The organism is Burkholderia sp. BCC1985 (genome assembly GCF_905339915.1).
In the GTDB taxonomy this organism is placed as follows: Bacteria; Pseudomonadota; Gammaproteobacteria; order Burkholderiales; family Burkholderiaceae; genus Burkholderia.
In genome coordinates, this window is sequence record NZ_CAJPGY010000004.1 from 42,229 (window position 1) to 57,007 (window position 14,779).

Below are 14,779 nucleotides of genomic sequence, written 5' to 3' on the forward strand. Positions count from 1 at the left end.
TGGCAATGTTCGCCCGGAGACGGGGAAACGTTAAGTGCGAATTTTGGAAGGATTGATGTTGTCTGGTTATCAATCGGGCGGCGCGCGCCACGACTGTCGCGCGCCCCGGCAGGTGGCCGCGACGCCGGCTTCACAGCACCGGGCCGGCCCGGCGTTCCGTCACAAAGCCAAAAAAAGCCCCGCTTTCGCGGGGCACGTCGGCTAATACACCGGCAAATCGAGAGCGATCAATGCTGGTCGCGCGCGCGCGGATCGTTCAGGTCCTCGGTCGGATCGGTCAGCCCGAGCTCGTCGCCCGCGCTCCAGTACGGCGTGCTGCCGTAGTACTCGTGCAGCGGCTCGGCCCATTGCGGGTCGGCCATCGCCGGCCAGTGATCCTTGTCGAAGCCCGGCGCGTTGCGGATTCGCTCGGATGAGACCGACAGCAGGAAACACTTGCGCTCGGTATCGAGCGTGAGCGCGCTCCACGGAATCGCAAGCAGCTTGTCGCCGATGCCGAGCAGGCCGCCGCTCGACAGCACGGCGTACGCGACGCGGCCCGAGCGCACATCGAGCATGATGTCCTTGATCTTGCCGACGTCGTCGCCATCGGTCGTATAGACCTTGTCGCCTTCCAGCGTGTCGGCTGCCATCACGTCCGGGCCGGGCCCGGCCGCGGTTGCGGCCCCCTTGCCGACGATGCGGGTCTGTCCTTGAGTCTGCATGGTTGTCCTCCTGGCTGCGTGGAGCGCGACCGTGCCCGGGATGGGCCCTGCGGGTCGCGCGGGTAGTCGGGGCGGGGCGCGAATGGCCCCGTCACGTCTGCTTCGGTTGCGACACGCCTTCGAGCGTGTTCGCGACGTCGTCGCGTGCGGGGCCGGCCGTGCGCGTCGCGATGTCCGCGAGCGACAGCATGCCGACGAGCCGCTTGTCGTGATCGACGACGGGCAGGCGGCGCAGTTGCGCGTCGGCCATGTAGTGCTGGATCTCTTCCAGCGAATCGTCCTCGAAACACCATTCGATCGGACCCGACGCGACTTCGTGGATCCGCGTTTCCGGCGGCTTGCCGGCCGAGATCGCGCGCACCGCGAGATCGCGGTCCGTGACCATGCCGATCAGCCGGTTGTTGTCACATACGGGCAGCGCGCCGATGTCATAGCGCTCCATCAATTGCGCCGCATGACGGATCGAGTCGGTCGGCGCGATGCGCACGACGTCCTGCGACATGATTTCGTTGACGCGTTGCATGAAGTCCTCCTTGCGGGTTGAATCCGGGCCGTGTGAGTCGGCGAGTCCGGGCCGTGCGGGGCAACAAGCGGGGCAGCAAGCGGCGTGCCGTTCGGCAGCGGTGTCCGTCGAGTGCCGGCCGTCATTCGTCGCGGCGTCGGGCGTGGTCCTGCCACGGGCCGTCGTCGTGCGTGCCCGGCGGCGTGTCGGGCTCGATGCGCGTGACGCCGCCGGTCGCGGGCGGATCGCTCGCGGGGAACGTGTCCTCGAGCTGCTTGTCAATATGGCGCTCCGAGTGGCGCGTCTTCGTTTGATCCTGGTTCTTCAACGGCGGCGACGGATCGCGCTGCGGTTGGTGCGGCGCGTCGCGGCCGGTTCGGGTCGATTCCTTCATGGCTGGGCTCCGAGGCGGTGACGATGACGCGGTGATCGCGCAACGGCCGTGCCTGTCGCGACCGCGCGGCACGGGACTTGCCGCTTCTTCGATGGATGATCACGCAGGACGACGACGCAGGATGCCGGCTACAACGCGCGGTGCAATGCTCCGCACACACACGCAAATCAAGCGGGATGCACGATGACGATTCCCAAACGGCGGCCAGGGGTGCGCTATGAGATCAACGTATGCGGCGGCGGGTTCGAGTCGGTGAAGAGCCATTTCAGCGCGTGGAAACAGGAGCCGCTGATCTACCGGCCCGATCGCCGGATGTTCGAAGGCAAGGCCGACGTGCGGCCGCTTGGCGACGAGACGTTCGGCTCGACCGAGCCGGCGCGGTTCGCGCTGCAGCGCGCGTGCGAGCCGGCCGATCCGTATGCGCTCGCCGCGCGGGTGCGCGACGACGACCACGAGCTGTGGCTCGTGATGGCCGCGTACGACGCGTAGCGCGCTGCCCTTGAAAGAATTGCAGCGCGCGGTGTAGCGAAGGCACGGCGTACGGCGGGGTGGCGCGCGCGGCCGTGCGCCGGCGCGAGGAAAGGCGGCGTGCGAGGCGGCGTGCACACCGGCACGCAGACGGCACGCAGCTTGCGGCCCTGCCTTTCGTGGACGATCGGGCGGCGCACGCCGCGCCAATCGATCAGGCCCCGCGAGGACGACGCAACGATCGAATGCCCCCGATGAACCGAGACCCCGCCCAGTCGCTGCACCGGCCCGAACCGCCGATACCCGACGTCGAACCGGACCCCGAGCCGCCCGCGCCGGATGACCTGCCGCCCGGCACGCCGGAGCCTTATCAGGATCCGGAAGGCGACCCGCCCGGGCATCCGCCTCCGGAGCGCGAGCCGCCGACGCGGGCACCGCCGATTCACGCGCGGCCGAACCACGGGCTGCCGATTCCTGTGCGGCCGATTCACGCGCTGCTGTTTCTTGTGCCGCCGATTCCTGTGCGGCCCGTTCACGCGCCGCCGATTCACGCGCCGCCGATTCACGCGCCGCCGATTCACGCGCCGCCGACCGGCGTGCCGCCGATTGCGTCCATCCCACCCACGGAGAGCCCACGATGAGCATCAGCGTGAAACCCGGCATGCTGCGCGACGTGGCCGAGACGCTCGGCCGTCATTTCGAGGCGCGCGCGATGCCGTTCCATGCCGAGGAGCAGCCGGCCGGCGCGCTGCATTTCGGCTTTCGCGTCGACGGTCATCCGGCGTCGCTGACCGTGACCTTCGACGCCGACGCGTTCGCGGCGCTCGAGCAGGCCGGTATCGAGCGGCAACGGGGCGCACTGATGCGCGTCGCGGCCGAATTCGACACGATGATGGCCCGTCGCGCACCGAACGCGTATGCGGGCGATTTCCATTTCAACCGGCTCTGAGCCGCGCCGTCACGGCCGGCCCGGTGCCGCGCACCGCACTTCACGGAGGAGGTTCCGATGAAACCGATCCAGACGATACGCGTGTGCGCCTGTGCGTTCGCCGCTGCGTGCGCGCTGGGCGCATGCACGCAACCGCAGGGCCCCTACGGCACGCGTGGCGCACCGCCGGCGCCGCCGGACGGCCACGGCGCGTCGCCGACCACGACGATGCCGGACGCGAATACGCGTTACGACACGCGCCCGTCGCCGTACAACACGCTGCCGCCGGGCGCGACCGGCGGCGAGCCGGTCGACGTGCCGCCGCCGGGGCCGAACGGCGTGCAGGGCGGTCAAACGCTGCCGGGCACGCCGCCGCCGATGCAGTACTGACCGCGGCGCCCTGCACGGATGCCGCGCAACGATACTGCCTGCGAGGACATATTCGCGCGACGGCGACGGCGTATCCGCGCGGAGCGAATGCCGTGCCCCCTAACTTGCTGGCGCTTGTAAAAAAGGGGGCGCCCGGGGCCGCGGCCGACGGGGTACGAACCCGCGAGAGCCCCGCCGGACGGCGCTTCGCCTCCCTGGCACGGTAGCTGCATGGATTCGCATAAACGCATTCCGCACACCGTCAGGAGGGCATCGATGTCCGTCACGCTTGCGCTCCAGATGCGACAGCATCTGGCACTCACGCCGAGGCTTCAGCAGTCGCTTCGCCTGCTGCAGTTGTCTTCGCTCGAATTCCAGCAGGAATTGCGACAGGCGCTCGACTCGAATCCGTTTCTCGAAGACGGGCAGGGCGACGAAGAAGTCGCCGACGCGCCCGAGCCCGAGGCCGAAGCCGCACCGCCCGAGCCGCCACCCGAGCACGAGGAAGTGCGCCCGCCGGACGGCGACGTGTCGTACACGGCCGCGCCGACGACGCGCGGCACCGGGCGACAGGCCGACGACGCGGGCGACCAGTCGCCCGGCGAGTGGATGGCCGCCGAGCCGTCGCTGCACCAGCAGCTGCACGACGCATTGCGGCTCTATCCGCTGAACCGGCGCGACCGCGAGGCCGCGCGCATCGTGATCGACGCGCTCGACGAGGACGGCTACCTGCGTCAGGAGCTGGGCGAGCTGCTGGTCGCGGCCGATCCGGCGCGGCTGCTGTCGGAACAGGATCTCACGGTCGCGCTGCGGCTTGTGCAGATGCTGGACCGGCCGGGCATCGCCGCGCGCTCGCTGTCCGAATGCCTGCTGCTGCAGCTCAACGCGATTCCGGCCGGCACGCCGGCGCTCGCGGAAGCGAAGGCCATCGCGCGCGACCATCTCGAACGGCTCGCGCGCCGCGAGACGGCGGAGATCCAGCGGCGCCTCGGCTGCAACCAGGCGACGATGCAGGCCGCCTGCGCGCTGGTGCGCGCGCTCGATCCGCGCCCCGGCAATCACTACGGCAGCACGCGCGGCGACTACGTGATACCCGACGTGATCGTGCGCCAGGTGCGCGACGAATGGATCGTGACGATCAACCCGGCCGTGCTGCCGCGCGCGCGGCTGCACGAGCGCTACGCGACGCTGTTCGCGCAGTCGAGCGGCGAGCGCGATTCGCCGCTGGGCCAGCAGCTGCAGGAAGCGCGCTGGCTGATCCGCAACGTGCAGAAGCGCTTCGACACGATCCAGCGGGTCGGCGAATGCATCGTCGCCCGGCAGCGCGACTTCTTCCGCTACGGCGAGATCGCGATGAAGCCGCTCGTGCTGCGCGACATCGCCGAGGAGCTCGACCTGCACGAATCGACGGTCTCGCGCGCGACGGGCAACAAGTACATGGCCACGCCGCACGGCACGTTCGAGTTCAAGCATTTCTTCCCGCGCAAGCTTGAGGCGGCCGGCAAGGGCGTGTGCTCGGCGTCCGCCGCGAAGGTGCTGATCCGCGACATGATCGCCGCCGAGCGCCATAACGATCCGCTGTCCGACGTCGCGCTCGCGCAGAACCTCGCGGGCCGCGGCATCCTTCTTGCGCGTCGTACCGTCACGAAGTATCGCCAGGCGATGAAGATTCCGCCGGCCGACCTGCGCCGGCGCGACGCCGCATGACGATACCGTCCGAACCGCGCGCGGCCCGCCCGTGAGCCACACGGACGTCGCGCGCCACCGAGAGGAGGAAAGCCATGCCAGCCAAGTCCCAGGCACAGCAACGCGCCGCAGGAGCCGCCCTGTCGGCCAAGCGCGGCGACACGAAAATGAAGGACCTGAAGCCGCCTGCGAAGTCGATGGCCAAGTCGATGAGCGAAAAGGAACTCGAAAAAATGGCTTCGACGCCGGTCCACGGCAAACCCGGGCACAAGCACGATTCGTGATCGACGGCGACACGCATCGGCGATCACCGTTCTTCAGGACTCCAGGAGGCATTCATGCTTCGTTACGCCATCATCTTCCTCATCATCGCGCTCGTCGCCGCCTTGTTCGGCTTCGGCGGCATCGCGGCCGGCGCGGCCGAGATCGCGAAGATCCTGTTCTACATCTTCGTCGTGATCTTCCTGGTCACGCTGCTGCTGGGGGTTGTCAGGCGATGACGACCGCCCCCGACCGTTCGCAGCGCATCGCGGAAATCGAGCATGCGCTCGCGAACGGCTTTCCGTCGCAGTCGACCGTCGTCGTGCATGCGGACGACGCGTCCGGGCGGCTGACGATCCAGGTGTCGTGGGTGCGCGTGCCGTCCGATGAAGACGCGCGTCAATGGCGCTGCGCGGTCGACCTGCGCTTCGATCCCGACGTGCTCACGCGCTATGCGTCGCTCGGCGCGGCCGACCGGCTGCGCGTGCGCACGCAGCTGTGCGACCTCGCGCGGCGCGCGGTCGACGAGCACAAGCCGCGCGTCGAGGACGCCGAGATCGAATGCAGCGTCGCGCTCGACGTGACGCGCGCCGAACTCGACCGCGCGTTGCGCGCGCCCTGACCGACGTAACCCGCATCGACGCTTTAGCCGCCGTCGCGACACGCGCCGTGCGGCGCGTCCATGCCCGTGACGGCTTCTGGTGTGTGCCGCCACGCGCTCGCGCACCCGGCAAAGGAGAACACGCATGGCATCGCGGATGATCTGGAAAGGCGCGATCAGCTTCGGGCTCGTTCACGTGCCCGTGCAGCTGTTTCCCGCGACGCGCACCGTGAAGCCGTCGTTCCGGCTGCTCGACAAGCGCTCGATGGACCCGGTCGGCTATCGGCAGATCAACAAGCGCACCGGCAAGGAGGTCGCGCGCGAGGACATCGTGCGCGGCTACGAGTACGAGAAGGAACGCTACGTCGTGCTGACCGACGAGGAGATTCGCGCGGCCAATCCGGAATCGACGCAAACCGTCGACATCCTGACGTTCGTCGACGCGGACGCGGTATCGTTCCTGTATCTCGACACGCCGTACTACCTCGTACCGGACCGCAAGGGCGAGAAGGTCTATGCGCTGCTGCGCGACGCGCTGAAGGACAGCGGCAAGATCGGCATCGCGCTCGTGGTGATGCGCGACCGCCAGCATCTCGGCGCGCTGATTCCGGTCGGGCCGCTGCTCGCGCTCGACACGCTGCGCTGGCAGGAAGAACTGCGGCCGCTCGACGAACTGACGGTGCCGGCCGACGACGCGAAACACGCGGGCGTGACCGCGCGCGAGCTCGGGATGGCGAAGAAGCTGATCGACGAGATGGCGGGCAAGTGGACGCCGGACGAGTATCACGACACGTTTCGCGACGACATTCTCGAGCTGGTCGAGCGCAAGGTGCGCGCGGGCAAGATCGAGGAGATCGAGGAGCGGCCTGCGCAGACGGGCCGCGCGGCGACCAACGTGGTCGACCTGACCGAGCTGCTGAAACGCAGCCTGAAGGGCGGCGGCGGCGCGCGCGCGGCGGGCCCGCGCAATACGGACGACGACGAGGGCGCGGAGGCGGAAGCGTCGTCTTCCTCCGCGTCGTCTTCTTCTGCGTCGTCGCGCGGTGGCGCGCGCCGCAAGCCGGCTTCGAAGGCCGCGCCGAAGGGCTCCGCCGAGAAGACGCCGGCGGCGAAGCGGCCGGCCGCGAAACGTGCCGCGACCGGCGAGCATGCGGCGAAGAAAACCGCCGCGCGCCGCAAGCACGCCGCATGATGCGCGGCGACGCGAGGTGACACGATGGCCGGCAAGCTCGATCCCTATCGCCGCAAACGCCGCTTCGACGCGACGCCGGAACCCGAAGGCGCGCAAGGGCGGCGGCGCGCGAAGGCGAACGCGACACCTTCCGGGCGGGCGACCCGGCGTGCCGGCCACCCGCTGCGCTTCGTGATCCAGGAGCACCACGCGCGGCGCCTGCATTACGACTTCCGGCTCGAACTCGACGGCACGCTGAAGTCGTGGGCCGTGCCGAAGGGGCCGAGCGTCGATCCGTCGGTGAAGCGCCTCGCCGTGCAGGTCGAGGATCATCCGCTCGAATACGCGTCGTTCGAAGGCGAGATTCCGGCCGGGCATTACGGCGCGGGGGCGGTCATCGTATGGGACGAAGGCACGTGGACGCCCGACGGCGGCGTCGCCCAGGCACGCGACGGCTATCGCGCGGGCAAGCTGACGTTCCGGCTCGACGGAGAAAAGCTGCACGGCGGCTGGGCGCTCGTGCGCAGCGGACGGCAGGAGGGGCGGCAGGTGCAGTGGCTACTGATCAAGGAGCGCGACGACGACGCGCGCAGCGAGGCCGAATTCGACGTCGTCGGCGAACTGCCGGGGAGTGTGCATGACGGGGCGGCGTCGGCGACGCGTGCGGATGCCGCGGGCCGCTCGACGCGCGCGCGCGGAGCGCAACGCGGCCGGCGCGACTCGACCGACACGCGCGCCGCAGCGCATGACGATCATGGCCGCGACAGCCGAGACAGCCGAGACAGCCGAGACAGCCGAGACAGCCGAGAAAGCCGAGAAAGCCGAGAAAGCCGAGAAAGCCGAGAAAGCCGAGAAGAAAGCCGCGCCCGCCGGCCCGCCGATCCGTCCGAGATCGACGGTGCGGTACGCGCGCCGCTGCCCGAGCGCGTCGCGCCGCAACTCGCGACGCTGGTCGACGGCCCGCCGACGCAGGGCGACTGGCGCTACGAACTGAAATTCGACGGCTACCGGATCCTCGCGCGCATTGCGGGCAAGGGCGCCCGCCGACACGTGAAGCTGATGACGCGCGAAGGCCGCGACTGGACCGCGAAGCTGCGCGCGCAGCGCGACGCGCTCGCGGCGCTCGACGTCGACGACGCCTGGCTCGACGGCGAGGCCGTCGTGCTCGGCAGGAACGGTCTCCCCGACTTCCAGGCGCTGCAGAACGCGATCGGCGCCGGACACTCGGATGCGATCACGCTGTTCGTGTTCGACCTGCCTTGTCTCGACGGTTACGACTTGCGCGACGCACCGCTCACCGCGCGCCGCGCCCTGCTCGAACCGCTGCTCGCCGACAGCGACCCCGCGCGGCTGCGCTTTTCGCCGGATCTCGGCGACGACGTCGCATCGCTGATCGCGAGCGCCTGCGATACCGGCCTCGAAGGGCTGATCGGCAAGCGCGCGGAATCGCGCTATCGCGGCGGTCGCTCGCCCGCGTGGATCAAGCTCAAATGCCGGCGCCGCCAGGAGTTCGTGATCGGCGGTTACACCGAGCCGTCGGGCAGCCGGCACGGCTTCGGCGCGCTGCTGCTCGGCGTGCACGAGCCGGCAGCGGCCGGCAAGCGGCGGCGCGGGCCTGCGCCGCTGCGCTATGTCGGCCGCGTCGGCACCGGCTTCGACACGCGGATGCTCGACCAGCTCGCACCGATCCTGCGCAAGCAGCAACGCGATACGACGCCGTTCGATCCGCCGCCGCGCGAACGCTCGCGCACGCGCGTGCACTGGATCGAGCCGACGCTCGTCGCCGAATGCGAATTCGCCGAGTGGACCGGCGACGGCATCGTGCGGCAGGCCGCGTTCATCGCGCTGCGCGAGGACAAGCCGGCGTCGCAGATCGTCCGCGAAGTGCCGAAGCAACCGGAAACGGAGGGGGTGATGGAGCGACGCCAGACCACGCATCACGAAAAGCGCGAACGCAAGCACGCGGCGCACGTCGATCGCACGTCGCATACGTCGCATACGTCGCACGCCGAGCACGCCGAGCACGCCGAGCACGCCGAGCACGCCGAGCATGCCGAGCATGCCGATCACGCAGATCGCGCCAAGCACGACCCAAGCGATCGCAAGCACCACGCACGTTCACGCCCGTCCCCCCACGCAGCACGCGACGATACCGGTTCCGACATGCTCGGCCGTGTGCGCATCACCCATCCCGAGCGCGTGCTCGATCCGCAGAGCGGCACGCGCAAGATCGATCTCGCGCATTACTGGCAATGGGTCGCGCCGTGGCTGCTGCCGGACCTGAAGGGCCGGCCCGTGGCGCTCGTGCGCGCGCCCGGCGACATCGCGGGCGAGCTGTTCTTCCAGAAGCATGCGGAGCGCCGCGAGATCCCGTTCGTCACGCAGCACGCAGGACTCGATCCGGGCCACGGTCCGCTGCTGTCGCTCGACAGCGTCGACGCGCTGCTCGGCGCCGCGCAGATGGGCACGATCGAGCTGCATACATGGAACGCGCACGCGTCGAACATCGAGCGGCCGGACCGGATCGTGTTCGACCTCGATCCCGATCCGGCGCTGCCGTGGCGCGCGATGACCGACGCCGCGCAGCTCGTGCGCGGGCTGCTCGACGAACTGGGCCTCGCGTCGTTCTGCAAGACGAGCGGCGGCAAGGGGCTGCACGTCGTCGTGCCGATCGCGCGGCACCTGGGCTGGGACGACGCGAAGGACTTCTCGCGCGCGCTCGCGCGGCATGTCGCGGGCGCGCTGCCCGACCGTTTCACCGCGACGATGGGCGCGCGTCACCGGCGCGGCAAGATCTTCATCGACTACCTGCGCAACGGCCGCGGTGCGAGCACAATCGCCGCGTATTCGGTGCGTGCGCGGCCCGGGCTGGGCGTGTCGGTGCCGCTGCGCTGGGACGAGGTGCCAACCACCACGGGCGGCGCGCAATGGACGATCGACACGCTGCACGAGCGGCTCGACCGGCTGAAGCGCGACCCTTGGGAAGACTATGCCGGCACGCGGCAGCGGATCACCGCGCAGATGCGTGCGCGTCTCGGCATGTCGTGACGGTGTCGTCAGCGCCGACGCTGCTGCAGGTGGTGATACCAGTCCATCAGCGGCGTCGCGGACACGCCGTGCGCGATCACCGACGCCGACACGACGGCCAGCACCGGCGCCGCGAGCGGCCGCACCGCGCTGGACGGCCCGTGCTCGAGCGCGAACAGCAGGTAGTAGAACGAGCCGATCCCGCGTATCCCGAACCATGCCAGCAGCCGGCGCTGCGCCGGCGTCGCGCGCGAGCCGGCGAGCGCCGGCAGCACCGCGAGCGGCCGCACGGCGACGAACAGCGCGACGGCGAGCGCGGCCGAGCCCCACGTGAAGAGCGGCGTCGTCAGCGTGGCGAGCACGCCGCCGATCATCGTCATCACGAGCGCCTCGGCGATCCGCTCGAGCTCGATCGTGAAGTCGAGCACCGATTCGGTCATGAACGCATGCGCTTTCTCCGGGTGTTTCTCGGTCGCGACCACGTCTTCCGAATCCACCCGGCCGATCACTTCGCGCGGCCGGCGGTCACCGCTCGCGCGATGCTCGACGCGGCGCATCGCGACGCCCGCGGCGAACGTCGCGATGAAGCCGAACGTATGCGCGAGCTGCGCGGCACCGAACGACAGCACGATCAACGCGAGCGCGAAGAAGCCTTCGAAGCCGAGTGCCTGCGCATGACGGGTGCGCAGCCAGCCGATCGCGGTGGTGGTCGCCGCGCCGAGCATGCCGCCGATCGCGGCCGCGCCCGCGATGCCCCACAGCGCGGCCAGCGCGAACGCGCCCGACAGCGGTGGCGGCCCATGCGGCGCATCGGACGCGCCGCACAGCGCGAGGCCCGCGAGCGCGAACGGCAGCGCGATGCCGTCGTTCAGCCCGCCTTCGCCGGACAGCGCGAAGCGCACCAGGTCGCGATCGCCGGGATCATGCACCTGCACGTCGTGCGCGAGCACCGGGTCGGTCGGCGCGAGGATCGCCGCGAGCAGCAGCGCGGGGCCCCAGCCGAGCCCGAGCGTCAGGACCGCGCAGCCGGCGAGCAGCGGCACCGTGACGATCATCGCGAGCAGGCCGAGCCGGCACGGCACGCGCCACAGCGGGTCGGACAGCGGCACGCGCAGCCGCAGCCCGATCGCGAACAGCGATACCAGCAGCGCGACCTCGACGATCTCGCGCAGCAGCGGCGCGTCGCGCTGGATGTCGAGATGCAGGAGCCCGGCGCCGGACGGGCCGAGCGCGACACCGAGTGCAAGATAGATCATCGCGCTGCTGCACGGCAGATGACGCAGCGCCGACGTCACGATGCCCATGCCCATCAGCACCGCGCCGATGATCAGATACCACAGCGTTTCATGCATGCGGGCAGGCCGGGCAGGTCGACGGCGAACCGGCGGGGGCCGTCACGGCTTGCGGCCGAACGCCTCGCGCAGTTTGCGCTTCGCACGTTCGAGCGTCGCGCGGCGCGTTTTCGGCAGGTTGCGGCCCGCGCGGTTCACGTAGAAGTTCAGCATCGACATCGCCGACTGGAACGGCGTCCCCTTGCGGCGGCGGCTGTGTTCGGCCGAGCGCTTGAGCGACGCGGCGATTTTGCCCGGGTCGTCTGACTTGAAGATCTCGGGCTCGATGTCGAGCGCATCGCTTCTTTGCATGACATCGGCGGACCAGCGCTTGCGGTGCTGCGGATCGTTGCTGCGCGCACGGCCCGGGCGGCGCGTCGCGCGTTTGCCGTGCGGATGGGAAGCGGAAGCTGAAGGCATGGCAGGGCTCTCCCTATGGAATCGGGATGGATCGCGGGTCTCGGGTGTCCGGGTGGTGCCGCAATTCGCGTGCCGCCTGTCGGTGGCGGCACGGGCCTTGCTGAATCGAAGGCGCAGGCCATTCCACTACGGCGATTCCATTGAGGGAGAGCGCTCCATGAAGCCAGCATCCGAATCGAAATCTGCCGCGCGCCGGATCCTCGCGTGCGCGGCCGTCGCGCTCGTCGCGGCCGCACCGGCCGCGTGGGCACAGAACTCGCAGCGTTCCGACGAGGGCACCGGTGCGCCGATCCTGTCGCCGCCGGACGCGTCGGCGCAGGGAAGCGGCGGTAACTTGTCGAACGGCAATACGGCGGCGCCGCCGCCCGCGACCCGCATGCAGGCGCCGCGCGGCACGGGTTCGCGCCGTCAACCGGACGTGCGCACCAAGCCCGGCGGCACGACCGGCGGCATGACAGGCGCCGGGACCGGCAGCATGGGCGGCGGCGCGACCGGCGGCACCGGAATGGGTAGCACAGGCAGCGGTACCGGTAGCACCGGAATGGGCACCCCCGGTACCGGCAGCACCGGTACGAGCGGTGCCGGCGGCAGCGCGGGCATGGGCGGTGCCGGTGCGGCCCCGGGCGGAACCGGCGCGGGCACCGGCACTAGCCGCTTGCCGGGGGCGACCGGCTCGGGCGGCGGCACGGGCAGCGCAGGTTCCAGCAGCTATTGACGATCACGGCGCCGCGCCGGCGCCCGGCGCGGCGCGCTGGCGGACGCCGCGCGCGAGGCCGGCCTGTCGCCACCACGCAGGAGGACAACATGCAATCGAATTCCCGGATCTCGCTCGACGACGATGCGCTGGACGCCGACGCCGCCGAGACCGAGGGTCTCGATACGACGGTTCATGTCGACGTCGCGACCGGCAGGATCATGTTTCATGCGGCGTGGGCGCTCGCGCCCGATGCGCCGCGCGATACCGCGCGGCACGCGGTCGTGCTCGCGCTCGACTGCGACACGATGGAGCGCTATGCGGACCTCGACGAGGCCGCGCGGATGCGCGTGCACGCGATGCTGCACGACAGCGTGCAGGCCACGCTCGACGCGCTGCCCGACGTCACCGAGGACCTGACGCTGACGATCGAGCTGACCGACGCGATGCTCGACGCCGCGCGGCACCTGCAGTGAGCGCGGGGCCGGCACCGGCCGGCGGCGGGTACGGCCCCGCATGCAGGCCACCGGGCGGCTGCCGCCAATAGTCGCGGGTATTGCCGGCGTCACGTTACATCCGTCGTTGAAATCTTTGCAGGCGCCGCGCGGCGCTGTCCAATAGGCGCACGCATCACGCCGCGACGCGCATGCGCGCCGCCGATCGCCGATCGCCGATCGCGGGTCGCGCCCCATCAAGGCGGCACCGCGCCGGCCGCCATCCCGACGGGCGCGGCACGCCCATTGCTGCGTCGATGGATACAGCAGGGTACGGCACACCCGGTGCCACAACACGAAAGGGAGCGATTCATGATCGGCAAGCTGGATCATTGCAAGGTAGCGATACTCGCGGTCGACGGCTTCGAGGAAGCCGAGCTCGTCGAACCGCAGCGGGCACTGACGGCGGAGGGCGCGCAGGTCGACGTGATTTCGCAGAAGCGCGGCGAGATCCAGGGGTTCAGGCACGTCGACAAGGGCGATCGCGTGAAGGTCGACCGCACGTTCGACGATGCGCGCGAAGGCGATTACGACGCGGTCGTGCTGCCGGGCGGCGTGGTCAACGGCGACGCGATCCGGATGCTGCCGGCCGCGCGCGAATTCGTGACCGCGGCCGTCGGCGCGGGCAAGCCAATTGCCGCGATCTGTCACGGCGGCTGGCTGCTCGTGTCGTCCGGGCTGGTGGACGGCCGCACGATGACGAGCTGGCCGAGCCTGCAGGACGACATCCGCAATGCGGGCGGCAAGTGGGTCGACCAGGAGGTCGTGCGCGACGGCAACCTGATCACGAGCCGCAAGCCGGCCGACCTGCCCGCATTCAACGGCGCGCTGGTGCAGTGCCTCGCGTCGCGGGGGCCATGAGCGATGCCGGCCGAACCCGTTCGCCACGTGACGCTGACCGACGCGCCGCCCGAGTTCGACGGCGCGGCGCTGCTGATGCGTTTCGTCGTCGAGGTCGACGGGAAGCCGCAAACCTGCACGATCACGGTCGAAGCGCTCGAGGATCATTTCGGCGCGCGCTCCGCGCTCGAAGCCGACTTGCGCGACGCGTTCGAGCGCGGCCGTGCGCGCATCGAGGCCGCGTGCGCGGACGTGCTGGTCGACGGCAAGGGCGGCGTGGAACTCCACAGCGGCTACTTCCGCGTGCGCGACAAGGCGGCGCGCAAAACGGCCCGCGCCGGAATGTTCCGTTCGCGGAAGTCGTGAGTCCGTGGGGCATGCGGCGCGTGCCGCTGCCGTGCCGCAGTGCGCCCGTGCCGTTCCATTCGCACCATTGGGCGCCATTACACGCCGTTGAAAACTTTGCAGCGGCCCCCGAGCGCCTTGAAGTGACACATCACGCCGCGCGCCGGCCGGGCGCCGGGCCGCTCCGTCCCAGATACTGGCACACTCCCTGCATGTCTCCTCAGATCGCGGCGCACGATTCGCGCCTGCGCCGGCGCGATGCCATCGTCGTATCGCGCCAAGCCGTCAAATGGGGGAGACAACATGCTGACCGCACATGAATTTGCCGCACTGTTCCTGGTCCATCGCGCGCCGGAACAGATCCAGGCCGACCGCGAAGATATCGTCGCGTTGGTGGAACAACACCTGATCGAGATGCGCGCCGACGCATCGGGCGCGAGCCGGCTCGCGCTGACGCCGGACGGGCTGTCGATCGTGCAGCGCATGCTGCGGCACGCCGGGCGCGAGTTCGGCAGTGCCGACGCGTGATGCCGAACCGCGCGGC

20 protein-coding genes are annotated in these 14,779 nt (G+C 70.2%); 15 read left to right on the forward strand and 5 right to left on the reverse strand.

The features are described from left to right. Positions 1–227: 227 nt before the first annotated feature. The 3 genes from U4Z31_RS04985 to U4Z31_RS04995 all read right to left on the reverse strand — a co-directional run bounded on the left by U4Z31_RS04985 (position 228) and on the right by U4Z31_RS04995 (position 1,600). Positions 228–704, reverse strand: a complete 477-nt coding sequence (locus U4Z31_RS04985; RefSeq protein ID WP_044843379.1) for a PRC-barrel domain-containing protein — start codon at positions 702–704, stop codon at positions 228–230. Positions 705–795: 91 nt separating this feature from the next. After that, the gene (locus U4Z31_RS04990; RefSeq protein ID WP_044843380.1) at positions 796–1,227 is read right to left on the reverse strand and encodes a CBS domain-containing protein; all 432 of its coding nucleotides are present in this window, start codon (positions 1,225–1,227) and stop codon (positions 796–798) included. 121 nt (positions 1,228–1,348) lie between these two features. Beyond that, positions 1,349–1,600 carry a hypothetical protein gene (locus tag U4Z31_RS04995; RefSeq protein WP_321809620.1) on the reverse strand — a complete coding sequence of 84 codons (252 nt, stop codon included), beginning with the start codon at positions 1,598–1,600 and terminating at the stop codon, positions 1,349–1,351. 183 nt (positions 1,601–1,783) lie between these two features. Between U4Z31_RS04995 and U4Z31_RS05000 the strand changes: the two genes are divergently transcribed. The 10 genes from U4Z31_RS05000 (at position 1,784) to ligD (ending at position 10,132) form a co-directional block, all read left to right on the forward strand. Continuing rightward, positions 1,784–2,089: a hypothetical protein gene (locus tag U4Z31_RS05000; protein ID WP_044843382.1), complete on the forward strand. Its 306-nt coding sequence runs from the start codon at positions 1,784–1,786 to the stop codon at positions 2,087–2,089. A gap of 224 nt (positions 2,090–2,313) precedes the next feature. Then, the gene (locus tag U4Z31_RS05005; protein ID WP_321809621.1) at positions 2,314–2,709 is read left to right on the forward strand and encodes a hypothetical protein; all 396 of its coding nucleotides are present in this window, start codon (positions 2,314–2,316) and stop codon (positions 2,707–2,709) included. Then, positions 2,706–3,017 carry a hypothetical protein gene (locus tag U4Z31_RS05010; protein ID WP_044843383.1) on the forward strand — a complete coding sequence of 104 codons (312 nt, stop codon included), beginning with the start codon at positions 2,706–2,708 and terminating at the stop codon, positions 3,015–3,017. Before U4Z31_RS05005 ends, U4Z31_RS05010 begins: the two co-directional genes overlap by 4 nt. Positions 3,018–3,074: 57 nt before the next feature. Then, positions 3,075–3,386, forward strand: a complete 312-nt coding sequence (locus U4Z31_RS05015; RefSeq protein WP_124485798.1) for a hypothetical protein — start codon at positions 3,075–3,077, stop codon at positions 3,384–3,386. Between the two features lie 255 nt (positions 3,387–3,641). Then, entirely contained in the window at positions 3,642–5,072 is a 1,431-nt protein-coding gene (locus tag U4Z31_RS05020; RefSeq protein ID WP_321797447.1) for an RNA polymerase factor sigma-54, read from the forward strand. A 74-nt stretch (positions 5,073–5,146) separates the two neighbouring features. Further along, positions 5,147–5,335: a DUF3008 family protein gene (locus tag U4Z31_RS05025; protein ID WP_321809622.1), complete on the forward strand. Its 189-nt coding sequence runs from the start codon at positions 5,147–5,149 to the stop codon at positions 5,333–5,335. 54 nt (positions 5,336–5,389) lie between these two features. After that, on the forward strand, positions 5,390–5,551 hold the full coding sequence (locus tag U4Z31_RS05030) for a DUF1328 domain-containing protein (protein ID WP_044843387.1): 162 nt from the start codon (positions 5,390–5,392) through the stop codon (positions 5,549–5,551). Then, positions 5,548–5,934: a DUF3022 domain-containing protein gene (locus U4Z31_RS05035; protein WP_044843388.1), complete on the forward strand. Its 387-nt coding sequence runs from the start codon at positions 5,548–5,550 to the stop codon at positions 5,932–5,934. Before U4Z31_RS05030 ends, U4Z31_RS05035 begins: the two co-directional genes overlap by 4 nt. A 124-nt stretch (positions 5,935–6,058) precedes the next feature. Beyond that, positions 6,059–7,105, forward strand: a complete 1,047-nt coding sequence (locus U4Z31_RS05040; RefSeq protein WP_321809623.1) for a Ku protein — start codon at positions 6,059–6,061, stop codon at positions 7,103–7,105. 24 nt (positions 7,106–7,129) lie between these two features. Then, positions 7,130–10,132 (forward strand): DNA ligase D, encoded by a 3,003-nt coding sequence (gene ligD, locus U4Z31_RS05045; protein WP_321809624.1) that lies wholly within the window; start codon positions 7,130–7,132, stop codon positions 10,130–10,132. Between the two features lie 8 nt (positions 10,133–10,140). Here ligD and U4Z31_RS05050 read toward each other — a convergent pair whose 3' ends face one another. Together U4Z31_RS05050 and U4Z31_RS05055 are read right to left on the reverse strand one after the other, a co-directional pair. Then, positions 10,141–11,463 (reverse strand): cation:proton antiporter, encoded by a 1,323-nt coding sequence (locus U4Z31_RS05050; protein WP_321809625.1) that lies wholly within the window; start codon positions 11,461–11,463, stop codon positions 10,141–10,143. Positions 11,464–11,505: 42 nt separating this feature from the next. Beyond that, entirely contained in the window at positions 11,506–11,862 is a 357-nt protein-coding gene (locus tag U4Z31_RS05055) for a DUF3175 domain-containing protein (protein ID WP_044843392.1), read from the reverse strand. Between the two features lie 157 nt (positions 11,863–12,019). Here U4Z31_RS05055 and U4Z31_RS05060 point away from each other — a divergent pair, with 157 nt between their 5' ends. The 5 genes from U4Z31_RS05060 to U4Z31_RS05080 all read left to right on the forward strand — a co-directional run bounded on the left by U4Z31_RS05060 (position 12,020) and on the right by U4Z31_RS05080 (position 14,763). Further along, on the forward strand, positions 12,020–12,577 hold the full coding sequence (locus tag U4Z31_RS05060) for a hypothetical protein (RefSeq protein WP_321809626.1): 558 nt from the start codon (positions 12,020–12,022) through the stop codon (positions 12,575–12,577). 89 nt (positions 12,578–12,666) lie between these two features. Continuing rightward, entirely contained in the window at positions 12,667–13,032 is a 366-nt protein-coding gene (locus U4Z31_RS05065; RefSeq protein WP_321809627.1) for a DUF3022 domain-containing protein, read from the forward strand. Between the two features lie 330 nt (positions 13,033–13,362). Further along, complete coding sequence (locus U4Z31_RS05070; RefSeq protein WP_044843395.1) at positions 13,363–13,911, forward strand: type 1 glutamine amidotransferase domain-containing protein; 549 nt, start codon at positions 13,363–13,365, stop codon at positions 13,909–13,911. 3 nt (positions 13,912–13,914) lie between these two features. Then, positions 13,915–14,256 (forward strand): DUF1488 domain-containing protein, encoded by a 342-nt coding sequence (locus U4Z31_RS05075; RefSeq protein WP_321809628.1) that lies wholly within the window; start codon positions 13,915–13,917, stop codon positions 14,254–14,256. A gap of 282 nt (positions 14,257–14,538) precedes the next feature. Next, positions 14,539–14,763 (forward strand): hypothetical protein, encoded by a 225-nt coding sequence (locus U4Z31_RS05080; RefSeq protein ID WP_321797431.1) that lies wholly within the window; start codon positions 14,539–14,541, stop codon positions 14,761–14,763. The last annotated feature ends 16 nt before the right edge of the window (positions 14,764–14,779 follow it).